Source organism: Thalassospira lucentensis, from assembly GCF_001613805.1.
Taxonomy (GTDB): Bacteria; Pseudomonadota; Alphaproteobacteria; order Rhodospirillales; family Thalassospiraceae; genus Thalassospira; species Thalassospira lucentensis_A.
Genome location: NZ_LPVY01000025.1, coordinates 81978 through 102230, shown reverse-complemented (window position 1 = coordinate 102230; position 20253 = coordinate 81978). Strand labels below are relative to the sequence as shown.

At 58.1% G+C, this 20253-nt stretch carries 21 protein-coding genes; 14 read left to right on the top strand and 7 right to left on the bottom strand.

The window, feature by feature from the left end; genetic code table 11:
• Nucleotides 1-2 precede the first annotated feature (2 nt).
• From AUP42_RS20920 to AUP42_RS20855, 14 genes are read left to right on the top strand one after another with little or no spacing between them, the layout of a single operon-like run.
• The gene (locus AUP42_RS20920) at nt 3-251 is read left to right on the top strand and encodes an acyl carrier protein (RefSeq protein WP_062953537.1); all 249 of its coding nucleotides are present in this window, start codon (nt 3-5) and stop codon (nt 249-251) included.
• Nucleotides 232-831 carry a hypothetical protein gene (locus AUP42_RS20915; protein ID WP_062953536.1) on the top strand — a complete coding sequence of 200 codons (600 nt, stop codon included), beginning with the start codon at nt 232-234 and terminating at the stop codon, nt 829-831. The genes AUP42_RS20920 and AUP42_RS20915 overlap by 20 nt, the downstream gene beginning before the upstream one ends.
• Nucleotides 828-2516 (top strand): AMP-binding protein, encoded by a 1689-nt coding sequence (locus AUP42_RS20910; protein WP_062953535.1) that lies wholly within the window; start codon nt 828-830, stop codon nt 2514-2516. Before AUP42_RS20915 ends, AUP42_RS20910 begins: the two co-directional genes overlap by 4 nt.
• Nucleotides 2513-4234, top strand: coding sequence for a glycosyltransferase family 2 protein (locus AUP42_RS20905; RefSeq protein WP_062953534.1), 1722 nt, complete (start codon nt 2513-2515; stop codon nt 4232-4234). Before AUP42_RS20910 ends, AUP42_RS20905 begins: the two co-directional genes overlap by 4 nt.
• Nucleotides 4227-5789, top strand: coding sequence for an HAL/PAL/TAL family ammonia-lyase (locus tag AUP42_RS20900; protein ID WP_062953533.1), 1563 nt, complete (start codon nt 4227-4229; stop codon nt 5787-5789). The genes AUP42_RS20905 and AUP42_RS20900 overlap by 8 nt, the downstream gene beginning before the upstream one ends.
• Nucleotides 5786-6193 (top strand): acyl-CoA thioesterase, encoded by a 408-nt coding sequence (locus tag AUP42_RS20895; protein ID WP_062953532.1) that lies wholly within the window; start codon nt 5786-5788, stop codon nt 6191-6193. The genes AUP42_RS20900 and AUP42_RS20895 overlap by 4 nt, the downstream gene beginning before the upstream one ends.
• Nucleotides 6190-6825 carry a LolA family protein gene (locus AUP42_RS20890; RefSeq protein ID WP_062953531.1) on the top strand — a complete coding sequence of 212 codons (636 nt, stop codon included), beginning with the start codon at nt 6190-6192 and terminating at the stop codon, nt 6823-6825. Before AUP42_RS20895 ends, AUP42_RS20890 begins: the two co-directional genes overlap by 4 nt.
• Nucleotides 6825-9155 (top strand): MMPL family transporter, encoded by a 2331-nt coding sequence (locus tag AUP42_RS20885; protein WP_062953530.1) that lies wholly within the window; start codon nt 6825-6827, stop codon nt 9153-9155. The genes AUP42_RS20890 and AUP42_RS20885 overlap by 1 nt, the downstream gene beginning before the upstream one ends.
• Nucleotides 9152-10390: an NAD(P)/FAD-dependent oxidoreductase gene (locus AUP42_RS20880; protein WP_062953529.1), complete on the top strand. Its 1239-nt coding sequence runs from the start codon at nt 9152-9154 to the stop codon at nt 10388-10390. The genes AUP42_RS20885 and AUP42_RS20880 overlap by 4 nt, the downstream gene beginning before the upstream one ends.
• On the top strand, nt 10372-11037 hold the full coding sequence (locus AUP42_RS20875; protein ID WP_062953528.1) for a DUF3261 domain-containing protein: 666 nt from the start codon (nt 10372-10374) through the stop codon (nt 11035-11037). Before AUP42_RS20880 ends, AUP42_RS20875 begins: the two co-directional genes overlap by 19 nt.
• Complete coding sequence (locus AUP42_RS20870) at nt 11034-12263, top strand: beta-ketoacyl-[acyl-carrier-protein] synthase family protein (RefSeq protein ID WP_062953527.1); 1230 nt, start codon at nt 11034-11036, stop codon at nt 12261-12263. Before AUP42_RS20875 ends, AUP42_RS20870 begins: the two co-directional genes overlap by 4 nt.
• On the top strand, nt 12260-12751 hold the full coding sequence (locus tag AUP42_RS20865) for a hypothetical protein (protein WP_062953526.1): 492 nt from the start codon (nt 12260-12262) through the stop codon (nt 12749-12751). Before AUP42_RS20870 ends, AUP42_RS20865 begins: the two co-directional genes overlap by 4 nt.
• Entirely contained in the window at nt 12748-13473 is a 726-nt protein-coding gene (gene fabG / locus AUP42_RS20860; protein ID WP_062953525.1) for a 3-oxoacyl-ACP reductase FabG, read from the top strand. The genes AUP42_RS20865 and fabG overlap by 4 nt, the downstream gene beginning before the upstream one ends.
• On the top strand, nt 13470-14714 hold the full coding sequence (locus AUP42_RS20855; protein WP_062953524.1) for a beta-ketoacyl-ACP synthase: 1245 nt from the start codon (nt 13470-13472) through the stop codon (nt 14712-14714). The genes fabG and AUP42_RS20855 overlap by 4 nt, the downstream gene beginning before the upstream one ends.
• Before the next feature lie 47 nt (nt 14715-14761).
• On the opposite strand, the gene AUP42_RS20850 is transcribed toward AUP42_RS20855, so the two are convergent.
• From AUP42_RS20850 to AUP42_RS20820, 7 genes are all read right to left on the bottom strand, one after another.
• A complete protein-coding gene (locus tag AUP42_RS20850; protein ID WP_037992735.1) occupies nt 14762-15172 on the bottom strand; it encodes a RidA family protein in 411 nt (136 codons plus the stop codon).
• Complete coding sequence (locus AUP42_RS20845; RefSeq protein WP_062953523.1) at nt 15165-15596, bottom strand: acyl-CoA thioesterase; 432 nt, start codon at nt 15594-15596, stop codon at nt 15165-15167. Before AUP42_RS20845 ends, AUP42_RS20850 begins: the two co-directional genes overlap by 8 nt.
• A gap of 1 nt (nt 15597) precedes the next feature.
• Nucleotides 15598-16287 carry an ABC transporter ATP-binding protein gene (locus AUP42_RS20840; RefSeq protein ID WP_062953522.1) on the bottom strand — a complete coding sequence of 230 codons (690 nt, stop codon included), beginning with the start codon at nt 16285-16287 and terminating at the stop codon, nt 15598-15600.
• A gap of 2 nt (nt 16288-16289) precedes the next feature.
• The gene (locus AUP42_RS20835) at nt 16290-17039 is read right to left on the bottom strand and encodes an ABC transporter ATP-binding protein (RefSeq protein ID WP_062953521.1); all 750 of its coding nucleotides are present in this window, start codon (nt 17037-17039) and stop codon (nt 16290-16292) included.
• Nucleotides 17032-18018: a branched-chain amino acid ABC transporter permease gene (locus AUP42_RS20830; protein WP_062953520.1), complete on the bottom strand. Its 987-nt coding sequence runs from the start codon at nt 18016-18018 to the stop codon at nt 17032-17034. Before AUP42_RS20830 ends, AUP42_RS20835 begins: the two co-directional genes overlap by 8 nt.
• A gap of 1 nt (nt 18019) precedes the next feature.
• Complete coding sequence (locus AUP42_RS20825; RefSeq protein WP_062953519.1) at nt 18020-18937, bottom strand: branched-chain amino acid ABC transporter permease; 918 nt, start codon at nt 18935-18937, stop codon at nt 18020-18022.
• Nucleotides 18938-19032: 95 nt separating this feature from the next.
• Entirely contained in the window at nt 19033-20172 is a 1140-nt protein-coding gene (locus AUP42_RS20820; RefSeq protein ID WP_062953518.1) for an ABC transporter substrate-binding protein, read from the bottom strand.
• Nucleotides 20173-20253 lie beyond the last annotated feature (81 nt).

The following is a 20253-nucleotide window of genomic DNA, read 5'->3' as shown; positions in this document are numbered from 1 at the left end:
TCATGCAAAGTCGCCAGGACGTTTATCAGCAGCTTCACGATTACCTTGTCGAACTTTTCGAAGTCCCGTCCGAGGATATCACCCCGGACGCCCGCCTGTTCGAAGACCTTGACCTCGACAGCATCGATGCCGTCGACCTGATCGTCAAATTCCAGGAAATCACCGGCAAGAAAATCCCGGCCATGGAATTCCGGTCTGTCCGCACCGTCGATGACGTCGTCGAGAAGATTCATGACCTGGTCAGTTCCTAAGCGGATCGCGACCATCCTGCTTGCCATACTGGGTATCACCTATCCGGTTCTGGTCTATTTCGGACTGACGGTCTTTTCCCCGCAGATCATCCTGATCGGGCTTCTGATCCTCGTTCTGTTACGTGCCGCTTCATTTGCGCTACAAAAACGTTATGGGCCTGCCGGTCTTGCGGTTCTGGTCGCCGTCATTGTCGCCGCAGGCGGCATCGCAAGCGAACTGGTCGCCATCCGTTTTTATCCGGTGATCGTCAGCCTGACCATGGGCACGGTTTTTACCGTCACGCTGTTTACCGAACGCCCGATGGTCGAACGCCTGGCACGGCTTAAAATGCCTGATCTTGATGCCTATTCGGTTGCCTATACGCGCAAACTGACCAAAGTCTGGATCGGATTTTTCGCGCTGAACGCGATGATTGCCACATGGACGGCACTTTATGCGAGCATGGAAATCTGGACGCTTTATAATGGGCTTCTGTCCTATGGCCTGATCGGCATCCTGTTCATTGGCGAATGGCCGGTCCGCCGTTTCTTGCGCGCCCGCCATGATCGCAAAACCGGAAACAATATCGAAACCCCATGACCGGCTTTATCGCAAACCTGCATGATCCGAAAAACGCCGCCACCGCCCTTTGTGTTGAAGGCGGCCGGGTCTTCTGTGCGGGTGATATCTTGGCCGATATCGACCGGCTTTATCCGACCTTGCGCCAATCTTCGCGCATCGCCATCCATTGCCAGTCGGCCCGCCTGTTCCTGATCGCGATCACCGCCGCATGGCGGGCGGGGGCCGCCGTCATTTTCCCGGCAACCGACCGCCCCGCCTATCTTGATGGCATCAGCAACCAGTTCGATCTGTATCTGGATGACGCCGCCATCCTCGAAAGACTAGCCTCGGCCACTGCGACCAATACCGGAAGCCACATGACATTGCCCGCCGCAACCGATTGCCGCGCGGTATTCTTTACATCTGGCTCGACCGGGGATGCCAAACCCATCCCTAAAACACTGGCCCTGATCGAAGCCGAAATCACCATACAGGAACCGCTTTGGCAGCCGCGCATTCCGAACGGCGCACGCATTGTCGGGCTGGTATCGCATCAGCATATCTATGGCCTGATTTTCCGCATCGTCTGGCCGGTGATCACGGGCCGTGTCTTTACCGCCGATCCCGCCCCCTATTGGGAAATGATGCAGGGCGATATCAATAATGGCGATGTCCTGATCACAAGCCCCGCACATCTTAAAAACCTGCATCCCGATCTGGCAGATGTGCCGCGCCCATCGCTGATCTTTTCATCGGGTGGCCCGCTTGACCTTGCAGCCGCGACCGAAACCACCGCGATGCTTGGCACCTGCCCGACCGAAATTTACGGCAGCACCGAAACCGGTGGCATCGCCCACCGTCAGCAAACCAGCGATAACTGCCCGTGGCATCCTCTACCGGGGGTCGAGGTCGCGCTTAATGATGCCGGATGCCTGCGCGTGCGGGCCGCCCATATCACCGGCGATGACTGGTATCAGACCGAAGACATCGCAAAGATCAATGACGCAACCGGCACCTTCACCCTGCATGGCCGGGCCGACCGGGTGGTCAAGGTCGAAGGCAAACGCATTTCGCTGGGTGCCGTTGAACGCCATCTGCGCCAAAGCCATCTGGTCGAAGACGCCATTGCCCTGACCCCCGATGAAAATGACCGCCGCCTTGGCGTGGTGGCCGTGCTGTCACCCGCCGGCCGCGATATGCTGGCCGATATCGGGCGGTTTCGCATGGGCCGGCAATTGCGGCGTGAAATCGCCAAATTCGAAGACGACGCTGCCCTGCCGCAACGCTGGCGCTTTGTCGATCAGCTGCCATCCGACAGCCAGGGCAAACGCCCGCTTCATTTGCTGCGCGCTCTTTTTGCCGAAATGGAACCTTTAACGCCTGAAATCGTTATACAAAATCGCGATGATGACCGCGTCAACCTGTCGCTGCACCTGCCGGTGGATCTGCTTTATTTCCGTGGCCATTTTCCCGGCATGCCGATCCTGCCCGGGGTGGTGCAACTGCACTGGGCCGTGGATCAGGCCGCAGCGCTTTTTGACGTACCGGTCACCATCGGTGAAGTTACACAACTTAAATACCGCAAGCCGATCACACCGGGATCGACCGTGATGCTGGAACTTGATTGCAACCGCGACAGTGCGAAAATCAAGTTCCGCTATCATTCCGACGCCGAAGGTGATCACAGCTCCGGTATTCTGAAATGGCGCGAGGCTGCCTCATGAAAATCTGTTCCGTCATCCCGACCCATAACCATCATGACGTCCTGGCTGATGTCGTGGCGCGCATCCGCGAATATGATCTGCCGGTGATCATCATTGATGACGGATCGAACGTGCAAACGCACGACGTTGTGGCCAGCCTGCACGATCCCGAAAACGGGGTTACCTGTCAGCATCTCGATGAAAATGGCGGCAAGGGTGTGGCGGTGATGGCGGGCCTTGCCATGGCTGAACGCGCCGGTTTCACCCACGCCATTCAGGTCGATGCCGACGGGCAGCACAATCTTGACCGGATCGAAGAAATGATCCGCATCGCCCGCGAAGACCCGGCGGCCCTTATCACCGGCCTTCCGGTCTATGATGACAGCATCCCTGAAAAACGCCGCATCGGGCGCTGGATTTCCCATGTCTGGGTCTGGATCGAAACATTATCCACCCATATCCGCGATAGCATGTGCGGCTTTCGCGTGTATCCGGTTTCCGAAAGCCTTGCCGTCTGGCGCGAAGAAGGCTGCGGCCATAAAATGGATTTCGATACCGAACTGATGGTGCGCCTTTACTGGCGCGGTGTCCCGATCCATCACGTCCCGACCGAAGTCACATATCCCGAAAACAACACATCGAACTTCCGCATGTGGAAGGACAATGTCCTGATCAGTTGGATGCACACCCGTCTGTTCTTTGGCATGCTGATCCGCCTGCCGGGCTTCATCGCGCGTGGTGGTCATTTCGGGCAGAAACACCGCACCGGCATTGATCCCGAAACACATCCTGAAACCGCGGGCAGTTCCGCCCGGCACTGGTCGGAAATTGATGAACGCGGCATGTATTGGGGCATCCGGTTCCTTGGCATGGTTTACCGTTACGGCGGGCGTCGGCTTTGCATGGTCGTGATGTTTCCGATCATCGCCTATTTCTTTGCCACCGGGCGAATTGCAAGGCGGGCTTCGCAGGATTTCCTGACCCGGATTGCCGCCATCACCGGCCAACCCAAACCGGGCCTGCGTGACAGTTTCCGCCATTTCATGAATTTCGGCGAAAGCGCGCTGGATAAGATCGCCGCATGGTCGGGCGAATTGAAGATCGATGATCTTGACCTGCCCGATCACGCCGAAAGCCTGTTTGACTATATGCCACGTGATCAGGCCGTCATCCTGTTCGTATCCCATTTCGGCAATATCGAACTGGTCCGCGCCATCGCCAGCCGCGACCGCGACTTTCGCGTCAATGTGCTGTTGCATCAAAAAAACGCGGCCCGCTTTGGCCGTGTCCTGCAAAAATTCGCCCCCGAAAGCCAGGTTGATCTGATCGAGGTCACCGAAATCGGCCCCGATACCGCGATGCTGCTGCGTGAAAAGGTCGAACGCGGCGAATGGATCGTGATTGCGGCGGATCGCGTTGCCATCGGTGCCCGCGATAAATCCGTGCGCGTCCCGTTTCTGGGCGATCCGGCCCCCTTCCCGCAGGGGCCGTTTGTTCTGGCCCATCTGCTGCAATGCCCGGTTTACATGGCCGCAGCATGGCGCAACGGCAACCGGTTTGAAATCGCATGGGAAAAACTGGCCGATAAAATAACCCTGCCGCGTGCCAACCGGGTCGGTAAAATCACCGAATATGCCGAACAATATGCAGGCTGGCTTGAAAAGCTTGTTGTGACGCGGCCGCTGCAATGGTTCAATTTCTATGACTTCTGGGCGAATAAAAAGGACAACAATGAATAACAGCCGCACCACTGTCCTGTTTGGCGAGGAAAACCTGCGCATCGAAGATATCGTTGCCCTTGCCGAACAACGCGCCCTGCCCGTCCTGTCATCCGGCCCGGAATTCACCACCCGCATTCAGGCCGGGGCCGATTTCCTTGATCGGGAGTTACGTGATCACGGCCATATCTATGGTGTGACCACCGGCTATGGCGATTCCGTTTCGCGCCGCGTGCCGCCCGAACTGGTCGCCGAACTGCCACTGCATCTCAGCCGGTTTCACGGTTGCGGCCTTGGCGATATCCTCAGGCCCGATCAGGCGCGCGCCGTCCTTGCCGTCCGGCTGGCATCGCTGTGCACCGGCTATTCCGGCGTCAGTCTTGATCTTCTGCGCCAGCTTGCCGGCCTTCTCGAACATGACATCACGCCGCTGATCCCCGAAGAAGGATCGGTCGGTGCCAGCGGCGATCTGACCCCGCTTTCCTATGTTGCCGCGGCGCTCATCGGTGAACGCGATGTGCTTTATCGCGGCCAGAAAATGACCGCCCTTGATGCGCTTGCTACGTCCGGGTTAACGCCGTTAACGCTGCGTCCCAAGGAAGCCCTCGCCATCATGAATGGCACATCGGTCATGACCGCCATGATGTGTCAGGCTTTCGTGCGTGCGGATTACCTCTGCCGCCTGACCGTACGCATCACAGCACTTGCCTCTATCGGGTTGCTGGGCAATCCCGCCCATTTTGACAAACGCCTGTTTGCTGCTAAACCCCATCCGGGGCAGGCCCGCATTGCCGCCTTTATCGAAACCGACCTTGCCGACCTCGGCACGAATTATGCCCCGGCCCGGTTGCAGGATCGTTATTCGCTGCGCTGTGCGCCGCATGTCATCGGTGTTCTGGCCGACATGATGCCGACTTTCCGCACAACGCTTGAAACCGAACTGAACAGTGCCAATGACAACCCGCTGATCGATGTCGAAGGCGAAACCATCCTGCATGGCGGTCATTTTTATGGCGGGCATGTTGCCTTTGTCGCCGATGGCATGAAAACCCTGATCGCCAATCTGGCCGATCTGATGGATCGGCAGATGGCGCTTCTGGTCGATACCAAATTCAATCACGGCCTGCCATCGAACCTGTCGGGGTCGGATGCCGATCGCGCCTCAATCAATCATGGGCTGAAGGCCGTTCAGATCGGCGTTTCCGCCTGGACGGCCGAGGCATTGAAAAACACCATGCCCGCCAGCGTCTTTTCCCGTTCGACCGAATGCCATAACCAAGACAAGGTCAGCATGGGAACGATTGCCGCGCGTGATTGTCTGCGCATCCTGCAACTGACCGAACAGGTCGCGGCGGCCAACCTTATCGCCGTCAAACAGGCGATCACGCTGCGCCTTAAAAACGGTGATATCAAATCCGATCAGCTTGGCAGCGACATCACAACCTTCCTGGATGCGCTTGGCACCGACATCCCATTCATCGCCGAAGACCAGCCGCTTGAAGCAACCCTCCGCCTTCTGATTGATCGCATTCAATCACGTCATTGGGCGCTTTATGGCGGGGATCTGGCATCATGATCAGTGCGTCGGTCACCGAAACGGTGCAGTTCTATCACCTTGACCCGATGAATGTCGTCTGGCACGGCAATTACGTGCAGTTCTTTGAAAATGCCCGCTGCGCCTTACTCGACAAGGTCGACTACAACTATCCGCAAATGGATGCGTCGGGCTATGTCTGGCCGGTGGTGGATATGCGGGTCAAATATGTCCGCCCCTGTACCTTCGGGCAGAACATCACGATCACAGCCACACTTCGCGAATATGAAAACCGGCTTAAAATCGACTATCTGGTCAGCGACAGCAAAACCGGTGAAAAGCTGACCAAGGGCTTCACCATTCAGGTCGCGGTCGAAAAATCCAGCGGCGAAATGCTCTATCGCAGCCCCGATTTCTTCATCGAAAAGATGGAGGCCCTTGTTTGATTCCGATCCGCCGCCTGATCGCATCCGTCGCAACCGCCATCCTGCTGACTGCCAGCATGATCGGCACCGCACGGGCGGATGACATTCCGGCCCCGGCGACCATCGGCACCGAACAATATCTCGGCGGCAGTTTCACCATGGACCGCCATCTTGACGGCTTTGAAAAACCGCTCACCTCGAACGGCGATTTCGTCCTGTCCCCTGCAAACGGGCTGGTCTGGCGCACGTTGCAACCGTTTCCCGGCACCACGATCCTTGATGATCACGGCATCACCCGGATCGATGATCAGGGCAACCGCGACGAACTGGCACGCGGTGATCAGTTCCGCCAGTTTGTCGAACTGATTTCGGCCGTCCTTGCCGGAAACTGGCAACCGCTGGAGCAGCGCTTTGACATCGCCAAGGACACAACCGAAAACGGCACATGGCAGGTCATCCTGACGCCAAAGGACGGCAGCACCATCCAAAACCAGATCAGCAAAATCACTACCACCGGCAACGATTTTGTCGAAAATGTCCGCCTCGAAAAACCGACCGGTGATCATGATGCCATCACCCTTTCCGATCAGTCATTGCAAGGCCTGCCGCTACCACCCGAATTTGCCGCCCTTCTGACCGGCACAGGTCAGTAATGGCATTGCGCGCACCCCTCTGGGCCCTGTGCCTGATCGCGATGGCGGTTTTCGCCACCTGGCAATTGCGCGGCGGCCATACCGGGATCGATGCCGATATCCTGTCCCTGATCGGGCAGGAAAATGCCACGCAGAATGGCCCGCAAAGCGACATCGCCACCGTCCGCCACCTGCTGGCAAATGATGGTCAGCAGGCGATCTTCATGCTCTCGCACGCCAATCGCGACACGCTTGAAACCGCCGCCACTGATTTCGCGGGCCGGATCGCGGCCCTTGATGGCACGCAGGCCATCACCCTTCCCGGTCACAACAATGACCGCTTCGCCGATCTGATGACGCTTTATGGCCCGCACGCCAACAGCCTGCTGTCTCCGGCTGATCGCCAAAAACTGGCAGATGGTGATGCCGAAGCCCTTTATCGCCGCGCCATCCAGAACCTCTATTCCCCGGCCACAACGCTCAGCAGCCAGTCGCTAAAACAGGACCCGTTCGCCCTGCTGCCCGCGTTCCTGTCCGACCTTGGCACCAAGCTCGGCACCGGTAACGATATCATCACCCGCGACGGGCAATTTTACCTGCCGGTGATGGCAAGCCTGTCACCCGACCTGCGAAGTGCCGGTACGGATCGGGCATGGGTCACCGGGGCCAACGCGGCCCTGCAATCCGTCACCAATGCCACCCCCGGCCTGAATACCGCCAAAACCGGCCAGATTTTCTTTGCCGTGGCAGAAGCCACCCGTGCGCAATCCGATGTGCAACGCATTGCGATCATCGCGACCATCGGCATCCTTGTGATGATCGGACTGGTGTTCTACTCGCCCATCCCGCTTCTGGGGGCTCTTCTCGTCGTCGGCAGCGGCCTTTTGGCGGGGCTCGCCGCCGTGGTCGCGATCTTCCCCACCATCCATGCGATTGCGCTGGTGTTTGGTGCGACCATGATCGGCATTTCGGTCGATTATGCCCTGCATTACCTTGTGCTGCGCTCTGCCGCCGGGTCGCATGTTGACCGGCTGCGTAAAATCAGACCGGGGCTAAGCCTTGGCCTTCTGACATCCGTGATCGGCTTTGGCGCGCTGTCACTCAGCCCCACCCAATTGCTGTCCCAGATCGCGGTTTATTCCGTTGCCGGTCTGGTCGCTGCCTATTGTTCGGTGCTGTTCCTGCTGCCCCTGATCCCGGCCCGTGATGTCAGGTCTTCCTCGCCGATCCGCAAACTGCATGACGGATTGCAAGTCGCCCTTGGCAAAACATTCGCCCCGATCCGGGTCCGGCTGATCGCAAGTGCCGCGATCATCATCACCCTTGCCCTTGCGGCCGTCCTGATCCCCGGCAATAACGATATCCGCCAGTTCGGCCACGGCAATGACTCCCTGATATCAGACGCCGGAAACATCGCCGATATCCTCGGCCTTGGCGGCAGCCCCGTCTTCATCCGCATTGACGGGGATGATCCCCAAGCCCGCCTTGAAACCGGCGAAGCAGTAAGCGATGCCCTGACACCGCTGATCATGGATAACCGGCTTGGCGGCATGATCGGCCTGTCCGATCTGATCCCCTCGATCCCCCGGCAAACCGAAAACCGCGATCTGGTCACAAATGGCCTTTATGATCGTTTTGGCGCCGCTCTTTCCGATCAATTGCCGGTCACGATCACCGCACCGAATAAAAACGCCGATTACCTTGTCCCCGATGACAACGCGGCAAGGACATTGCCCGAAATCACCCGCCTACATTCCGGAGGATCGGACATCATCCGCCTTCGCAACGCCACCGATATTGACGCCATCCGCACCGCCCTTGGCCGTATCCAAAACGTCACCCTGATCAATCCACCCACCGCGATCAGCAACCAGTTTGCCGCCTATCGCCTGTGGGCATGGATTGCCTTGGGCGGTGCGCTTTGTGTCGCCGCCATCCTTGCGGTTTTGCGTTACGGGCTTCAAACCGGCATCTGCGTTTTTGCCGCGCCCGCCGGGGCGATCCTGTTTGCCGTGCTGGGCGGCTATGCCTTTGGCATCGTCCAAAGCTTCTTTACCACCATGGCGCTGTTTCTGGTCTTTGCCATTGGCGCGGATTACGTGCTGTTTCTGGCCGAAAGCCGCAACGGAACCCATGACGACGACACGCGCCTTGCGGTATTGCTGTCGCTGATCAGCAGTGTGCTTGCCTTTGGCCTGCTTGCCACATCATCCGTACCGCTGGTGCGCGATATCGGATCGGTGATTGCCATCGGCCTGATCGGGGCATGGTTCCTGGCCTTCTGGATGACCGCACCGACAGAAACAAATAATAACACCCAAACCCAAAATCAGCGGGGACAGGAACAGTGAGACCCGATTGCGATATCGCCGTCATCGGTGCCGGGCCTGCCGGATCGGTCATTGCCAAATTCCTGCATGATGCCGGCATGGCCGTTACCGTGCTCGAAGCCGAAACATTCCCGCGCTTCGTGATCGGCGAAAGCCTGCTGCCCAATTGCATGAATGTGCTGGAACGCGCGGGTCTTCTGGATGCCGTGACCGATGCCGGGTTCCAGTTTAAAAACGGTGCCGTCTTCGAATGCGGGGCCCAATATATGTCGATTGATTTCCGCCAGAATTTCGAACCATCCGATTGCTGGGGCACGACGTTTCAGGTCAAACGCGCCCGCTTTGATCAGATTCTGGCAGGTGAAACCGCCCGCGCCGGGGTCGATATCCGCTTTGGCCACCGCGTCACATCGGCACAACTTGCCGATGGCGATTGCCGTCTTGTCTTCACCGATGAAAACGGCAATCCCGGTGAACTCCGCGCCGGGTTCGTGGTCGATGCCAGTGGCTATGGCCGGGTCCTTCCCCGGATGCTCGGCCTTGCCCGCGCCGGCAAGTCGATTGAACGCCGTGCCCTTTTCACCCATATGCGCGATCACATTACCGATCCCGGTTATGACCGCGAAAAAATCCTGATCACGGTGCATCCAACCCGTCATGAAATCTGGTACTGGCTGATCCCGTTTTCCGATGGCACCGCGTCCGTCGGTGCGATCTATCGCGATACTGACCCGGCCTTTGCCGGCATGTCCGATCAGGACATTTTCAATAAGCTGATCAACGATACACGTCTCGGAAGCCTTCTGGGCAATGCCGAACCAATCCGCGATCTCAATTCCATCGCCGGATATAGCGCGCAATCGGAAAAACTTTTTGGCGATGGTTATGTGCTGCTGGGCAATTCGGCGGGCTTCCTTGATCCGGTCTTTTCATCGGGGGTCACCATTGCCATGCATTCCGCCGAACTGGCCGCCAAGGCCTTGATCGCGCGTCATAATGGCAATGCCGTTGACTGGAACATGGATTTCGCCGAACCACTGTCAAAGGGGGTCGATACGTTCCGGGCTTACGTCGATGCATGGTATGACGGACGGTTACAGACGATTATTTTCAATCAGCCTGATGACGATTCACAACTGAAACGTATGGTCGTTTCGATCCTTGCAGGTTATGCATGGAATATGGAAAACCCGCTGGTCGCCAAAACCGAACGCTATCTTGAGATGTTGCACGATCTATGCGCTCCGTCGTCGTAAAAACCCTTGTCGCTGGCATGCTTGCCACGGGCCTGAGCGCCTGTGAAACAATGAACATGCCCGATCTGACGATGCCCGACTTTTCCATGCCGGACGTCTTCACATCGGCCCCGGCGCAAACCGTGATGCTTGACGAGGGTTACGAATTCACCCTGCCCGAACAGCCATGGGCCGATGATGACGCCATCGACGTCACCCAGCAGGTCACGGCAAGCTGGAAAAACATCAGCAGCAACGAAACCGAAACCGGCACCTTTCAGGCCCGCCTGTTCCTTGAACGCGATCATGTCCGCATCGTCATGATCGATGATCTGGGCCGTCGCGCGATTGATATCGACTGGACGACCGATGCCCTGTCGGTTCAAACCGCCGACTGGCTGCCCAAAACGCTTGATGCCAGGCGCATGCTTGCCGATATCATCATGGTCTATTGGCCGCTGGATGTCGTGCGCGACGCCCTGCCGGGCAATATGTCGATCCGTGAAACCATGGGTGAACGCATGCTTCGCATGGATGACAGCGGCCGCGCCTACGCCCGGATCGAACGCCCGATCCGCGATGTCTGGCAGGGGGTGGCAAACTTGCGCAATGAACGGTTTGGCTATGCCATCACGATCCGTTCACAACGGACCGGATCGTCATCATGACGCCGGGTTCGCTCTATCTTTCCGCCCTTGGCATCGTATCGGCCCTTGGCAGCGGGATCGATGAAAGCCGCACAACCCTGTTTGGCGATCGCCCGGCGGACATGATCGCACGCGACGGCTTCCTGCCCGACCGCACCACGATCCTTGGCACCGTCACGCATGATCCCGAACCGCTACCCGAAAACCTTGCCCGCCACGATACCCGCAACAACCGCCTGCTTTGGGCCGCAACCCGACAGATCGAAACCGACATCACCGATCTGATTGCCGATATTGGTCGCGCCCGCATTGGCGTCATCATCGGCACCAGCACATCGGGCATCGAAGAAGGCACAACCGATTACGAAGCCGCCCTTGATGGCGGTGCCTTCCCCGAAACGTTCCTGTATAGCCATCAGGAAATCGGATCGCCTGCGGATTTCCTGCGCGACGCCTTTGATCTTGGCGGACCATCTTATGCGATTTCAACCGCCTGCTCGTCGAGTGCCAAGGCCTTCGCCGCCGGGGCGCGCCTGATCAATACCGGGCTGTGCGATGCGGTTCTGGTCGGCGGCGTCGATAGTCTCTGCCGTCTGACCGTGCGCGGCTTTGATGCCCTGCAATCGGTATCAAGCGGCATCTGCAACCCGATGAGCATCAATCGCGACGGTATCAATATCGGCGAAGGGGCCGCGATCTTCATCCTACGCCGTAATGCCAATGCCAATATGGGTGCCATCGAATTGCTCGGTGTCGGTGAAAGCTCCGACGCCCATCACCCCAATGCGCCGCATCCCGATGGCCGGGGGGCGGCAATGGCCATGCAAAACGCGCTTTCCAATGCCAAACTCAAACCATCCGACATCGCCTATATCAATCTGCACGGCACCGCGACCCCGCTTAATGACGGGATGGAAGCCCGTGCAGTTTGTGATGTTCTGGGTGCCAACGTCCCGGCAAGCTCCACCAAGCCCATGACCGGTCATACGCTGGGTGCAGCGGGCGCCATCGAAGCCGCCATGCTGTGGCTATCGCTTTGCAATGCCGCCCAAGGTGCCCCCCTGCCACGTCATATCTGGGATGGTGCGACTGATCCCGAAATTCCCGACATCAATCTGGTGACCAGACCGGGCACGAAATTGCCGCCCGCGGATCGGCTGGCGATAATGAGCAACTCGTTTGCCTTTGGCGGCAGCAACGTCTCGGTCATTCTGGGCCGGGGCTGGAACCGGGGGAACCGCACATGAATGCGTCTGTAAAACCCGCCTTCCCGCCCGTCGACACACTGGTGCCGCACGCGGCCCCGATGCTTCTGATCGACCGCATTCTCGCCGCCGATGCCGAAAGCCTGACGGCAGAGGTCCGCATCACCAAAGACAGCCTGTTCTTCACCCCCACGCACGGCGTCCCCGCCTATGTCGGGATTGAATATATCGCCCAGTCGGTGGCCGCCTATAGCGGCTGGCGTGCCCAGTCTGCCGCCCCCGGCACTGCCCCCAAAATCGGCTATCTGCTGGGTACCCGCAAAATGACCATGGCGTGCGACGGCTTTGCCGATGGCGATGTACTTGTCATCCATGTGAAAAACATCTTCGAAGACGGCGAAATGGGTGTGTTTGACGGCGAAGTCCGCAAAGGTGACGAAACCCTTGTGACCGCCCGCATCAATGTCTATCAGCCAGATGACGCCGCATCCGAAACCCCAACCAGCAACCAAGAAACGACAAAGCCATGACAGAAACCATTCTGGTAACAGGTGCAAGCAAGGGGATCGGTGCCGCCACCGCGCGCCGCCTTGCAAGGGACGGTTTTGATATCGTCGTCCATTATCATTCCGATCAAACCGGGGCCGAAGCCGTCCGTGATGACATCATTGCCCTTGGCCGCAATGCCCGCCTGATCCGGTTCGATATCGCTGACCGCGACGCGACGCGCACCGCAATCGAGGCCGACATTGCCGATCATGGCGCCCCCTATGGCGTGATCCTCAATGCCGGGCTGACCCGCGATGGACCGTTTCCCGCCCTTGAAGACGACGATTGGGACCGGGTTCTGCACACCAATCTCGATGGTTTTTACAATGTGATCAAACCGCTGATCATGCCGATCATTCAACGGCGCAAGGGCGGGCGTATCGTGGCGCTCACCTCCATCGCCGGGATTGCTGGCAATCGCGGACAGGTGAATTATGCGGCGTCAAAGGCCGGGATCATCGGGGCGGTCAAATCGCTTGCCCTTGAACTCGCCAAACGCAAGATCACCGTCAATGCCGTCGCACCTGGCGTGATCGAAACCCAGATGACCGGCGACCTGCCCGCGGACGAGGTCAAGGCGATGATCCCGATGCGCCGCTATGGCACAACCGACGAGGTCGCGGGCACCATCGCATTTCTGTGCAGTTCCGATGCCTCCTACATCACACGCCAGATCATCAGTGTGAATGGGGGCATGTTATGAGCAACACATCCTCCACCCGCCGCGTTGTCGTCACCGGCATGGCGGGCATCACGGCGCTCGGCGATAACTGGGAAACCATTTCATCGCGCATGGCAGCGGGCGAAACCGGCATCCGGCGCATGGATGACTGGGATGGCAAATATGATCTGCGTACCCGCCTGGCAGCCCCGGTGCAGGATTTCACGCTCAAGGGTAAATTCAACCGCAAACAGCTTCGCAGCATGGGCCGTGTCGCGCAGATGTCGGTTGATGCCACCGACAAGGCACTTGAAATGGCGGGCCTTCGTGATGATACCGCCATTCTTCAGGGCGGGCGTCTTGGCATTGCCTATGGCTCGTCATTTGGCAGCACCCCGCCCGTTCTCGGCTTCACCCGCCTGATGGAACATGGCGACAGCAACGCCATCACCGCCACCAGCTACATCCAGATGATGAGCCACACGGCAGCCGTCAATATCGGCGTGCTCTATGGCATTTCCGGGCGCATCATCCCGACCTCGACCGCCTGCACATCGGGCAGCATGGGGATCGGATATGCGTACGAGGCAATCAAATTCGGCATGCAGGATCTGATGATCGCGGGCGGGGCCGAAGAACTCTGCCCCACCATGGTCGCCGTGTTCGATACCCTGTTTGCCACAAGTACGTCCAACGACGCCCCGGAACTCTCCCCGCGTCCCTATGATGCCAGGCGCGATGGTCTGGTGATCGGCGAAGGGGCCGGAACGCTTATTCTGGAAGAATACGAACACGCCAAGGCCCGCGGCGCCACGATTTACGGCGAAATCGTCGGCTTCGCCAGCAATTCGGACGGCGCACATATTACCCAACCCGCGGCGGATAAAATGGAAGTCGCGCTTCGCAAATCGCTTGAAACTGCCGGGCTGTCATCATCGGATATCGATATCGTCAATGGCCACGGCACCGCAACCGATCATGGCGACCTTGCCGAAAGCAAGGCGACCCGCGCGGTGTTTGACCGCGCCATTCCGATGCACACGCTCAAGGGCCATTTCGGCCACAGCCTTGGCGCTTGTGGTGCCATCGAGGCGTGGCTGGGCCTTGAAATGATGCGCGAAGGCAAATTTGTCGCCACCGCCAATCTTGAACAGGTCGACCCGGAATGCGCCGAACTTGATTACATCTTTGGCGACGCCAGAAGCCTTTCGGCCGAACATATGATGAGCAACAATTTCGCCTTTGGCGGCATCAACACGTCCCTGATCTTCCGGCAAATCTGAATTTACCGACCCAACAAAAACCCCGGCATCTGCCGGGGTTTTGCGTTTCAGGCCGCGTTTCTATCCGCCGGGATCGATGCCGTCGCCTCGATCTCGATCAGGGCTTCGTCTTCGACAAGGGCACTTACCACAACCATCGTCATCGCCGGGAAATTCTTGCCAAGCACGCGGCGATACGCCTCGCCGACCTCGCGCTGTTTCGCAAGATATTCCTTCTTGTCGACCACATACCATGTCAGCCGTGTCAGGTGCTCCGGCCCGCCACCGGCGGCCTCCAGCACATCGACGATATTGCGCAACGCCTGTTCCATCTGACCGACGAAATCCTTGGCGACAAAGACCTGATCAGCGTTCCAGCCGATCTGCCCGCCGATATAAAGCGGCACCCCGTCGGCCAGCACGCCATTTGCGTAACCCTTGGGCGGTTTCCATCCGTCTGGCTGAATGATTTTATGCATCTTTTTCTACCATTTCATTGATTTCGTTGTCGATTTTGGCACGCAAATCATCGGGCCACGGCACCGATTTCCCGGCACCCCTTCTGGTAAACACCAGCGTCGCTGTCATCGAAAGGCGTTGCTCGTCGCCACAGACAGCCGTGATTTCAAGGTCAAGGCTCGACCGCCCCAACCGTTTCGGCACCAGCCGGAATTCCAGCATCTCGCCAAGGCGGCTTGGCGCTTTAAAGGCAATCTGAAGCCCTGCGGTCGGCACCGCCACCTCGTCCACGCCATGCATCTGCGCAAAGCTGAAGCCGATACGGGCCTCAAACCATTCCTCAACCGTCGCATTGATCATTTCGAAATAGCGAGGATAGAAAACGATCCCCGCCGGGTCGCAATGCTGGAACAGGACTTTCTGGGCATAGGTAAATGCTGTCATCTCATACCCCCAGATACCGGTCGGCAAGGTCGTCGGTCAAATCACCGACCGCCCCCGTCCATGCGGTAACGCCCTTTTCGACCACCACATAACGGTCCGCCACGCCGGATAATTCTTTAAGCGACTTGTCAACGACAAGGATCGAAAGGCCGGATTGCTTCAACCGGTTGATCGCAGCCCAAATCTCTTGGCGCACCACCGGCGCCAGTCCCTCGGTCGCCTCATCAAGGATCAGAAGCCGTGGGTTGGTCATCAATGCCCGACCGATGGCCAGCATCTGCTGCTCCCCACCCGAAAGCGTCATCGCCTTCTGATCGCGCCGCTCGGCAAGCCGTGGGAAAAGGTCCGACACCCGGTCAAAATCCCATTCACCGGCCCGTGCTGCCGCCATCAGGTTTTCCATCACGCTTAACCGGGCAAAGCACCGCCGCCCTTCGGGGACAAGCCCGATGCCAAGCCGGGCGGCCTTGTGCGATGGCAGTTTCGCAAGATCGGTATCGGCAAAGCGGACCTCGCCATCCCGGTGGCTCATCATCCGGCAGATGGTCTTGATCGTCGTGGTCTTGCCCATGCCGTTGCGCCCCATAAGCGCGACCGCCTCGCCCTCATTCACGATCAGATCGACACCAAACAATGCCTGCGACGCACCATAAAATGCGGTGATGCCTGATACTTCCAGAAGTGCGCTCATGATCAGGCTTCCTCTCCCAAGTACGCCCGCTTGACGTCTTCATTGCCACGAATATCGTCAACCGTTCCGGTCGCAATCACCCGACCATAAACCAGAACCGAAATCCGGTCGGCCAGCGCAAAGACCGCGTCCATATCATGTTCGACCAGAAGGATCGGCGCCTCTGCCCGCAATCCGTCAAGGAACCCGGTCAAACGTTTGGAGCCTTCCGGCCCCATGCCCGCCATCGGCTCGTCGAGCAAAAAGGCACGCGGCTTAAGCGCAAGCGCAACCGCCATTTCAAGCTGCCTGCGTTCGCCGTGCGATATGTCGGCCGCCCGCATCTGGGCCCGGTCGGCAAGGCCAACCCGCTCCAACTGCGCCATCGCCGGTTCAAGAAGCGACGCATCGCTCAGAACCGGTTTGAAAAACCGGAAGATTTTCCCGCTGACCGATTGCTGCGCCAGAACCACGTTTTGCAGGACGGAGAATTCCGGCATCAGGGACGACACCTGAAACGTCCGCGCCAATCCCATGCGGGATCGTTCCACCGCATCCAGATCGCCGATATCGCGTCCGGCAAAGCGGATGTTGCCGCTATCAGATTTGATCTCGCCCGCGATCTGCTTGATCAGGGTGGATTTGCCCGCCCCGTTCGGCCCGATCAGGGCATGGATTTCACCGGGCATAAGGTCCAGCGACACATTGTCACTCGCCAGCAACGCGCCAAACTGCTTGGTGACATTGGATAGTGAAAGAATGGCTTCAGGCATGTTTGCGCTCCCCCGCCAGAAGGCCGATCAGGCCACCGCGTGCAAACAGCACCACCACCAGCAACAGAATACCCAGCGGCAATTGCCAATATTCGAACATGCCGCCCAGAAGATGTTCCAGAATGATGTAAAGTGCCGCCCCCGCAACCGGACCAAACAGCCGCCCGACCCCGCCAAGAATGACAAACACCATGATTTCACCCGACATATGCCATGACAGCATCGACGGGCTGACAAACCGGTTCAGGTCGGCATAAAGCGCACCGGCCCATGCGGTAATCATCGCCGAAATCACAAACGCCACCAGACGCACACGAAACGGCGCAATACCAATCGCCATCATGCGCTGGCTGTTTTGCCGCGCCCCATGCAGGGCCAAACCAAACCGCGACCGGATAAGCACCGCTGAAAACGCAATCGCAACGCCCAGCATCGCGGCACACAGCGCAAAGAAGCTGATCGGATCAAGTGTGTTCAGGCCCGGGAAGCTGTTGCGCACATAGATCGAAAGCCCGTCTTCCCCACCGTAAGCCGGCCAGGAAATCGCGAAATAATAGATCATCTGCGCAAAGGCCAGCGTGATCATGATGAAATAGACACCACTGGTCCGAAGCGTGATCGCCCCGATCAGAAGGGCGACCAGTGCGGATGCAATCAAGGCCACAATCCAGATGACAATCATCTGTGTCGTACCGTTGATTTCAAACGGCGCCGTCATGATCGGCTCGTAATTCAGCGCATGGCTGGCAAGGATACCGGCGGCATAGCCCCCGATCCCGAAAAACGCCGCATGGCCAAACGATACAAGCCCGCCATAGCCAAGTGCGATATTAAGCCCGACCCCCGCCATGCCAAGGATCGCAACCTTGGTCGCAAGGGTAATGATAAACGGCTCGCCCATGATCTGTGCGATCACCGGCACCGCAATCAGCAACGCCGCCAGAACGATATTAAGGATGGTTTCGCGGTTCATGCTCATATCAGGCTTCCGTCCCGAACAAACCGCTTGGCCGCAGGAAAAGCACCAGCGCCATAACGATATAAATCAGCATCGATGCAAGGGCCGACCCAATCGCCGTCGCACTTGCCGGATCAAAAAACGCCTCGAACCCGATGGGCAGCAAAAATCGCCCCATCGTGTCGGTAAACCCAACCAGGAGCGATCCGATAAGTGCGCCTTTGATCGACCCGATCCCGCCAATCACGATGACAACGAATGCCAAAATCAGAACCGGCTCGCCCATGCCGACCTGTACCGATTGCGTGGTTCCGACAAACGCCCCCGCAAGCCCGGCCAGAGCTGCGCCAAGGGCAAAAACAACCGTATAAAGCCGGTCGATATTGATCCCGAGTGCCGCAATCATTTCGCGGTCGGCTTCACCGGCGCGGATGCGCGTGCCAAGCCGCGTCTTGCCAATCAGGGCAAAAAGACCCGCCGCCACAATCAGACCGGCAACAATAATCGCCAGCCGGAAAATCGGATATTCCGATCCACCGGGCATCGTCACCGTGCCCGAAAGGGCTTCGGGGACATTTAAAAACAGCGGGAAAGATCCGAAAATCCACCGGGTTCCTTCGGAAAAAATAAGAATAAGCGCAAATGTCGCCAGCACCTGATCAAGGTGATCACGTTTATAAAGCCTGCGGATCACCAGCATCTCGACCAGCGCCCCCGCAAGGGCGGCCGCCATCAAACTCGCCACAAGCCCCAGCCAGAATGAACCGGTCCATGCCGCAACGGCCGCGCACGCAAACGCGCCCACCATGTAAAGCGACCCATGCGCCAGATTGATCAGCCCCATGACACCAAAAACAAGCGTCAGACCCGATGCCATCAGAAACAGCATGACCCCCGACTGAAGGCCGTTCAGAAGCTGCTCCAGAAATAAAGAAAACATAAAGGAAAACTCCGTCGCAAGATGGCGGGCATCAGCCCCGGAAATCGGGCACGAATGCCCGCCGAACTTGCCAGTCTATGAAACAGACTTCGTCGTTACATCGCACATTCCGATGCATAGGCATCGGCATGATCGATAAGGGCTGTGCCAATGATCTTGTTAGTCAGAACGTCGCCTTCCTTCACCACTTCACGGACATAGATGTCCTGGATCGGATGCTGGTTCGGGCCAAAGATGAATTTGCCACGGACGGAATTGAAGTCCGCCGCACGCAGCGCATCACGGAATGCGTCGGCATCCTTGACGTCTGCCTTGCCCATTGCCGACAGCAACAGATTGGCGGTGTCAAAGCCATATGACGCATAGATCGACGGCAGGCGGCCATATTCCGCCTGGAAGGTTTCGACAAACGCCTTGTTGGTGTCGTTGTCGATGTCCTTGGACCAGTTGGCGGTATTTTTGATGCCAATCGCCGCATCGCCAATCGCGCCAAGGATCCCCTGATCCAGCGAGAATGCCGGACCGATCAGCGGAATGTCCACACCCGACTGGGCATACTGTTTCATGAACGCAATGCCCATGCCGCCCGGCAGGAAGAAGAACACGCTATCCGCACCCGATGCACGGATCTGTGCGATTTCGGCGGCATAGTCGGTCTGACCAAGCTTGGTGTAAACCTCGCCCGATACATCACCCAGATAGAAACGTTTGAAACCGGCGATGGAATCCTTGCCTGCCGGATAGTTCGGCGCCATCACAAAGGTTTTCTCGTAACCGGCACTGGTCGCATAACCGCCTGCGGCTTCATGCAAATTGTCGTTCTGGTACGAAACGCTGAAGTAATTCTTGTTGCAGCCCTTGCCCGCCAATTGCGACGGTGCGGCATTGACCGAAAGATAGAACTTGTCCTGTGCCACCGCCGACGGCACCACCGCCATCGCCAGGTTCGACCAGATGATACCGGTCAGGACATCGACCTTCTCGCTCTGGATCATTTTATCGGCTAGCTGAACCGCAATATCGGGTTTCTGCTGATCGTCTTCGATCACAACCGTCAGGTCCGGGTTATTGGCCTGCTTGACCGCCAGCATGAAACCATCCCGCGCGTCGATGCCAAGTCCCGCACCGCCACCCGAAAGGGTCGTGATCATGCCAACCTTGACCGGCTCGGCCTGTGCCGCCCCCGCCATCAAAAGCGCAGCCAAAGCTGCGATTGTCGTCTTAGTGCCCTTCATTAAAGCCTCCGTGTTTATGTTTTTATCTACTCAGCAACATCGGCATTCCGTGACTTTCTTGTTTTTTGTCACGGACTTATC

What these genes read in the sequence shown, in the direction of transcription:
- AUP42_RS20920 (WP_062953537.1), top strand. Translation starts at nt 3, where the DNA reads ATGCAAAGTCGCCAGGACGTTTATCAGCAGCTTCACGATTACCTTGTC.
- AUP42_RS20915 (WP_062953536.1), top strand. Translation starts at nt 232, where the DNA reads ATGACCTGGTCAGTTCCTAAGCGGATCGCGACCATCCTGCTTGCCATA.
- AUP42_RS20910 (WP_062953535.1), top strand. Translation starts at nt 828, where the DNA reads ATGACCGGCTTTATCGCAAACCTGCATGATCCGAAAAACGCCGCCACC.
- AUP42_RS20905 (WP_062953534.1), top strand. Translation starts at nt 2,513, where the DNA reads ATGAAAATCTGTTCCGTCATCCCGACCCATAACCATCATGACGTCCTG.
- AUP42_RS20900 (WP_062953533.1), top strand. Translation starts at nt 4,227, where the DNA reads ATGAATAACAGCCGCACCACTGTCCTGTTTGGCGAGGAAAACCTGCGC.
- AUP42_RS20895 (WP_062953532.1), top strand. Translation starts at nt 5,786, where the DNA reads ATGATCAGTGCGTCGGTCACCGAAACGGTGCAGTTCTATCACCTTGAC.
- AUP42_RS20885 (WP_062953530.1), top strand. Translation starts at nt 6,825, where the DNA reads ATGGCATTGCGCGCACCCCTCTGGGCCCTGTGCCTGATCGCGATGGCG.
- AUP42_RS20875 (WP_062953528.1), top strand. Translation starts at nt 10,372, where the DNA reads ATGCGCTCCGTCGTCGTAAAAACCCTTGTCGCTGGCATGCTTGCCACG.
- AUP42_RS20870 (WP_062953527.1), top strand. Translation starts at nt 11,034, where the DNA reads ATGACGCCGGGTTCGCTCTATCTTTCCGCCCTTGGCATCGTATCGGCC.
- AUP42_RS20865 (WP_062953526.1), top strand. Translation starts at nt 12,260, where the DNA reads ATGAATGCGTCTGTAAAACCCGCCTTCCCGCCCGTCGACACACTGGTG.
- fabG (WP_062953525.1), top strand. Translation starts at nt 12,748, where the DNA reads ATGACAGAAACCATTCTGGTAACAGGTGCAAGCAAGGGGATCGGTGCC.
- AUP42_RS20855 (WP_062953524.1), top strand. Translation starts at nt 13,470, where the DNA reads ATGAGCAACACATCCTCCACCCGCCGCGTTGTCGTCACCGGCATGGCG.
- AUP42_RS20850 (WP_037992735.1), bottom strand. Translation starts at nt 15,172, where the DNA reads ATGCATAAAATCATTCAGCCAGACGGATGGAAACCGCCCAAGGGTTAC.
- AUP42_RS20845 (WP_062953523.1), bottom strand. Translation starts at nt 15,596, where the DNA reads ATGACAGCATTTACCTATGCCCAGAAAGTCCTGTTCCAGCATTGCGAC.
- AUP42_RS20840 (WP_062953522.1), bottom strand. Translation starts at nt 16,287, where the DNA reads ATGAGCGCACTTCTGGAAGTATCAGGCATCACCGCATTTTATGGTGCG.
- AUP42_RS20835 (WP_062953521.1), bottom strand. Translation starts at nt 17,039, where the DNA reads ATGCCTGAAGCCATTCTTTCACTATCCAATGTCACCAAGCAGTTTGGC.
- AUP42_RS20830 (WP_062953520.1), bottom strand. Translation starts at nt 18,018, where the DNA reads ATGAGCATGAACCGCGAAACCATCCTTAATATCGTTCTGGCGGCGTTG.
- AUP42_RS20825 (WP_062953519.1), bottom strand. Translation starts at nt 18,937, where the DNA reads ATGTTTTCTTTATTTCTGGAGCAGCTTCTGAACGGCCTTCAGTCGGGG.
- AUP42_RS20820 (WP_062953518.1), bottom strand. Translation starts at nt 20,172, where the DNA reads ATGAAGGGCACTAAGACGACAATCGCAGCTTTGGCTGCGCTTTTGATG.